This is a genomic window from Frankia sp. AgKG'84/4, from assembly GCF_023242965.2.
Taxonomy (GTDB): Bacteria; Actinomycetota; Actinomycetes; order Frankiales; family Frankiaceae; genus Frankia.
In genome coordinates, this window is sequence record NZ_JALKFU020000326.1 from 1 (window position 1) to 5,883 (window position 5,883).

The 5,883-nt window shown below is 73.2% G+C and carries 5 protein-coding genes; 3 read left to right on the top strand and 2 right to left on the bottom strand.

Annotated features, from left to right (window positions below; translation table 11 throughout):
- On the top strand, positions 1 to 697 hold a 697-nt coding region (locus MXD58_RS18130), incomplete at its 5' end, for an acyl-CoA dehydrogenase family protein (RefSeq protein WP_250609620.1).
- A gap of 348 nt (positions 698 to 1,045) precedes the next feature.
- Here the strand turns inward: MXD58_RS18130 and MXD58_RS18135 are convergent.
- Both MXD58_RS18135 and MXD58_RS18140 read right to left on the bottom strand, forming a co-directional pair.
- A complete protein-coding gene (locus tag MXD58_RS18135; protein WP_248839855.1) occupies positions 1,046 to 2,266 on the bottom strand; it encodes an acyl-CoA dehydrogenase family protein in 1,221 nt (406 codons plus the stop codon).
- Positions 2,256 to 3,392, bottom strand: a complete 1,137-nt coding sequence (locus MXD58_RS18140; RefSeq protein ID WP_308222596.1) for an acyl-CoA dehydrogenase family protein — start codon at positions 3,390 to 3,392, stop codon at positions 2,256 to 2,258. Before MXD58_RS18140 ends, MXD58_RS18135 begins: the two co-directional genes overlap by 11 nt.
- Positions 3,393 to 3,639: 247 nt before the next feature.
- Between MXD58_RS18140 and MXD58_RS18145 the strand changes: the two genes are divergently transcribed.
- Positions 3,640 to 4,869 (top strand): cytochrome P450, encoded by a 1,230-nt coding sequence (locus MXD58_RS18145; RefSeq protein ID WP_248821810.1) that lies wholly within the window; start codon positions 3,640 to 3,642, stop codon positions 4,867 to 4,869.
- Positions 4,870 to 4,922: 53 nt separating this feature from the next.
- On the top strand, positions 4,923 to 5,720 hold the full coding sequence (locus tag MXD58_RS18150; RefSeq protein WP_248821811.1) for an enoyl-CoA hydratase/isomerase family protein: 798 nt from the start codon (positions 4,923 to 4,925) through the stop codon (positions 5,718 to 5,720).
- Positions 5,721 to 5,883: the final 163 nt, after the last annotated feature.

Below are 5,883 nucleotides of genomic sequence, written 5' to 3' on the forward strand. Positions count from 1 at the left end.
GCGCCGCGGCGAGCGGCAGGTCGTCCTCGGCGACGTCACCGGCGCCGCCCTGCTCGTCGACCGCCCCGGCCACGGCGCGGTCGTGGTCGGCGCGGACGAGATCGAACTGGCGCCGGTCACCGTCCCCGGCCAGCTCGTCGTGCACGAGGTGGTGACCGACCTGGCCGGTGCGCCGGCCACCGTCGAGGAGAGCCAGGCCGGGCCCGCCCGGGCCCGCGCCCGCAGCCTCGGCCGCCTCGCCCTGGCCCTGGAGATCCTGGGCGCGGCCGAGGGAACGCTGACGCTCGCCGTCGCCCACGCCGCCACCCGCGAGCAGTTCGGCAAGCCCATCGGCACGTTCCAGGCGGTCCGGCACCTGCTCGCCTGGGCCCAGACCGACTGCGTCGCGCTCGAGAGCGTCACCACCGTCGCCATCGGCCTCGACGAGGACTCGGCCCCGCCGCGCCACGACGAGATCGTCAAGGCCCTCGCCGGTCGCAACGGCCGGCGCATCTGCGAGCGGACCCTACAGGTCCTCGGCGCCATCGGCTTCACCAGCGAGCACTCCCACCACCACTTCCACAGCCGGGTCCTCGCCCTCGACGCGCTGCTGGGCAGCTCCACCGAGCTGACCTACGCCCTCGGCGCCTGGGCCCGCGCGACGCACCTCGACCCGGCCGTGCGCGCCTCGGTACTGCTGCGGGATCCGGCCGCCTGAGCCGCGTGGAGGATCCGCGGCCCGCACCACGATCCCGCACCACGGTCCCGTGCTGATCCGCTGTGCCGCATCCGGCCGCGGAAGCGCCGGGCCGTGGTGCGCGGCGGGGCCGTCGTGGTGTTCCGCGGAACCATCGGATCCCGGTGGTCCGTGGGGGGCCGTCGAGTCCTGGTGCTCCGCGGAACACTCGGGGCTCGGTTTTCGCGGCGACGGGAGCGCTGTGCTGACCAGGCTCAAGCAGCGTTCCCGTCGCCGCCGAGGTCGTCCTCGACCTCGGCGGCGTGCACGCCGGCCGTCCGCGTCGCCCGGCCCGTAGACCCTGCTGCTTACCGAGTTCTCCCTCGGTGGCTACGCCCGGGGCAGGCCGAGAAGCTGGCGGCCGATGAGGCCGCGCATGATCTCGGATGCGCCGCCGGAGATGGTCAGGGCCCGGCCCCAGAGGAAGTTGTGCTGCCAGCGGTCGGCCACCTGCGCGCCGTCGTCGTCGATGGACACCGCGGAGGCGATGATCTCCAGGGCGAGTTCGGACAGGGCGACGTTCGTCTCGGTGTAGGCGAGCTTGGCCACCGGGCCGTCGCTGGGATGCTCGGCCTCGACCAGGATGCGTTCGACGGTGTCGCGGACGATGAGCCGGACCTCCTCGACGCGGGTGAGGGCCGCGGCGAGCTTGGCCTGGATGTCCTCGTGCGCCAGGGCGGGTGTGCCATCCGGCAGGCGCGCCGTGCGGGCGAGCGCGACGAGGTCCTGGAACAGGCGCTCGAGCTGGATCGCGTTGGCACCGACGAAGGCCCGCTCGGAGGCCAGCCCCGAGGTGACCACCTTCCACCCGCCGTTGACCTCACCGAGCACGTGCTGGCGACCGAGCTGGAGGCCGTCGAGGAAGACCTCGCAGAACTCGGCGTGCCCGGTCATCTCGCGGATCGGCCGCACGTCCACACCCGGCAGGCCCATCGGGACGACGAACGCGGTGATGCCGGCGTGGCGCTCCGCGGTCGGGTCGGTGCGGGCCAGCAGCAGTCCCATGTCGGACCACTGGGCGTCGGTGCTCCAGATCTTCTGCCCGGTGACGGTGAACGTCTCACCGGCCGCATCCGGCTCGGCGCGGGTGCGCAGGGCCGCGAGGTCGCTGCCGGCCCCGGGCTCGCTGAACAGCTGGCACCAGATGTGTTCGCCGGCGCGGATCCGGGGGAGCAGCTCCCGCTTCTGCTCGTCGCTGCCGAACGCGATGACCGCATGCGCGGCCAGCATCACCTGGTCGAGGGGGCGGTAGGCGTCCCCGCGAATGAGCTCCTCCATGACCACGAGGTCGTGGACGGGAAGGTGGCCCGCCTGGCCACCCCACTCCACCGGCCAGCCGGCGCCCAGGTAGCCGGCCTCGTACAGGGCCCGCAGCCAGTCCCGGATCTGCCGCTCCTGCGCGGCGCTCTCGGGGACCCGCACGCCCTCCCGGTCCATGGGCAGGCCGCGCTCGGCGATGAAGGCGCGGACGCGCTGGCGGTACGCGTCGACGTCCGCGCCGCCCGGCCCGCCCGCCGTGAGTTCGGTGTCTGCCGTGAGATCAGCTGCCATCGGTCCATCCCTCCACCTCGGCGAGCGACCGCTGGGCGTGGCGCGGGTTCGCGGCCAGCCGGGCATCCTGGTGGGCCCGGCGTTCGTAGTAGTGCAGTCCGTACTCCCAGGTGAAGCCGATGGCCCCGGTGAGCTGGAGCAGGTCGTGCAGCAGGTGCGGGGCGCCGGAACTCACGCTCAGCGAGGCTGTGGCGACGCAGCGCCGGGCCTGGCGTGCCGCGTCCGCCGCCGTCGGCTCGGCGCTCAGCAGCCGGGCGGCTTCGGTGACGAGCAGCGCCATCCCGCGGGCCCGGACCGTGTGTTCGGCGAGGCGGTGCTGCACGGCCTGGTAGCCGCCGATGGGCTTGCCGAACGTCCGGCGCTGACCGGCGTAGGTGATGGTGCGGTCGAGCATCCGGCGCACGCCGCCGACCGCGTCCGCGGCGAGCAGCAGCTCGTACAGGTCGACGGCGCGACGGGCGGCCTCGGGAGATGGGCGCAGCAGATGACCGCGCCCGGCGGCAGGCGTGACGTCGGCGCAGCCGCGGGTCAGGTCGAAGCCGTGCCGGCGGCTGTCGGCCGTCCAGTCCGCGGGGTCTTCGAGCAGCAGGAACTCGCCCCGCGCGCGGTTCAGCAGAACGAGCGCGTCCGCGTCCGGCGCGCCGTCGACGAGTCGCGCCACCTGGTCCCCGGCGCCGAGGTACCCGAACGCGCAGACGCGCTCGCCGGCGAGCACGCCGGCCAGCACCTGTTCGGCCTGCGGGTTGCCAGCGCAGTGGGCGAGCAGATGGGCGCTCGCGGTGAGGCCGGCGAAGGGACTGGCGTGCAGCGCGGCACCGAGTTCGGCGGCGGCGGAGGCGGCGACGTCGACCCGCAGGCCGAAGCCGTCGAGCGCCTCGGGCACGCAGAAGGCCGGCAGGCCGAGCTCGGCCAGCACCGGCCACCTCGGGCGCCACTGAACGTCCGTCTTCGGTGCATGCTCCTGCCAGGTGGTGCCGAGCGCGGCGCGCAGGGCTTCGCGGAGCGCGCCGACGTCGTCGGTGGGAATGTCAGCGGCGACGGTGGTGGTCAGAACGGCGTCAACTCCTGGGCCCTGCCGGTCGGTTCGGACCGGCGCAAAACTCGATATTGGTATCGAGTTCGATATTCTGGCGGCAACCCGCCCTGCGTCAAGCCAGCGGGACGGGCGGGCAGCCAGTGTTGTCCGCCTGTCCGCCTGTCCGCCTGTCCGGGTCGGCCGCGAGCCGGACCCCGCACGCCGAGTCCGGCTCGGGGTGGGCTCCGAGGTTGTCCCGAGGACCACCTCCGCTGCTACTGTCGACGTCGACGTCGAGACTTGCGTCGACGTTCTGGTGGGCGGAATAACGGGCGCGAGGCACGTGAGGGGACCAGGCATGGATGTCGAGGCCGCGGCCAGCGTCTTCACCGATCCGAGCGCCTACGCCGACAACGAGCGGTTCCACGCCGCCACCGCGGTGCTGCGCAGCGCATCGCCGGTGCACCGCGTCGAGCATCCCGAATACGCGCCATTCTATGCCATCACCAGGCATGAGGACGTGATGACGATAGCCCGGCGCTCCGATGTCTGGATCAATGCGCCGCGGCCCGCGCTCGGCCCGAAGCCGAAGGACGGCGAGACGGTCACCATGCCGATCCGCTCCCTGGTCCAGATGGATGCACCCGACCACCCGATCTACCGGCACATCAGCGCGGACTGGTTCAAGCCGCTGGGCGTGCGCCGGCTGCGGGCGCGCATCGAGGAACTGGCGAAGCGCTACGTGGACCACATGGCCGACCTCGGCGGCGAGTGCGACTTCGTCGCCGACGTCGCCGTGAACTACCCGCTCTACGTGATCCTCTCGCTGCTCGGGTTACCGGAGGAGGACTTCCCCCGGATGCTCACGCTCACCCAGGAGCTCTTCGGCGCGAACGACGCCGACCTGGCGCGGCGCGGTGTGGACGGGGACGCGCGCCTGGGCGCGCTGACCGACTTCTTCCTCTACTTCCAGGCGCTCATCTCCGACCGGCGGGCCCACCCCACCGACGACCTCGGCTCGGTGATCGCCAACGCGACCATCCACGGCGAGCTGATCGGTGAGCTGGAGGCGGCCGGCTACTACACGCTGATCGCCACGGCCGGGCACGACACCACCAGTGCCGCGGTGGCCGGCGGGCTGCACGCGTTGCTGGAGCATCCCGAGCAGCTGCGGCGGCTGTCCACCGACCCGGCCCTGGTCCCGACCGCGTTCGACGAGATGGTCCGCTGGGTGTCGCCGGTCAAGCAGTTCATGCGGACGGCGACCGAGGACACCCAGGTGCGCGGCGTCCCGATCAGGGCGGGGGAGTCGGTGCTGCTGTCCTATCCGTCGGCCAACCGCGACGGCGACGTCTTCGCCAACCCCGACCAGTTCGACGTCGGGCGCGCACCCAACCGGCACGTGGGCTTCGGCTTCGGCGCCCACTACTGTCTCGGCACCCACCTGGCCCGGCTCGAGGGCCAGGCCCTCTACGCGGAGCTCATGCCCCGGCTGAAGTCGGCCGAGCTGGCCGGCACCGCGGAGTACGTCGAGACGCTGTTCGTCGGCGGCCCCAAGCGACTGCCGATCCGCTACACCCTGTCCTGATCTGCGGCACGCAGGATCTCCGATGTCAGCGCAGGCCCCGATGGGAGCTCCACATGACCGAGGTTCAGCTCACGAATGCCCCGCTGCTCGTCGAGGCGCACGGCGCCGTGCGGGTGGTCACCCTGAACCGTCCCGGCGCGCTCAACGCCGCCGACGGGACGCTGCACGCGGCGTTGGCGCAGGTGTGGCCGCGCCTGGACGCTGACCCGCAGGTCCGCGCGATCGTCCTCACCGGCGCGGGCACGGCCTTCTCCGCGGGCGGGGACCTCGATCTGCTGAGCCGGATGACCACCGACGTCGAGCTGCGCGCGGCCGTCATGGCGGAGGCCGCCGAGATCGTCCGGGGGATGACGGCGGTGCGGGTCCCGATCGTCGCCGCCGTCAACGGGCCGGCCGTCGGCCTCGGCTGCAGCCTGGCCGCCCTGAGCGACCTGGTCGTCGTCGAGGAACACGCCTACTTCGCCGACCCGCACGTCGCCCTCGGGCTGGTCGCGGCCGACGGGGGAGCCCTCACCTGGCCGTTGCTGACCGGCCTGCTGCGGGCGAAGGAGTACATCCTGCTCGGCGACCGACTCCCGGCCGACGAGGCGCTGCGGCTGGGACTGGCCAACCGGGTCGTCCCGACGGGCACGTCGGTGGCCACCGCGCTGGAACTCGCGACCCGCCTGGCGGCGCTGCCGCCGCAGTCGGTGACCGAGACCAAGGCGATCCTCAACGCCGCGCTGCACCGCGCGGTCACGACGACGCTCACCGACGCGCTCGCCCGGGAGACGGCGTCGTTCGACGAGCCGGCGTTCCAGGCCAACCTGACGAAGATGCTGGCGCGGGCCGCGAACCGGGCGGGCCGATGAGCACCCCGGTCGGACTCGCCCGGGCCCTGCCCGCGGGCGCCGAGCAGTACCGGGCCCGTGGGCTGTGGAACAACCGGCTTCTCGCGGACGGGCTGGAGGCGGGCGCGGTACGCCTGAGCGCACCGTCGTTGTCCACGACCGCGGGCGCGTCCGGCCGGCGCAC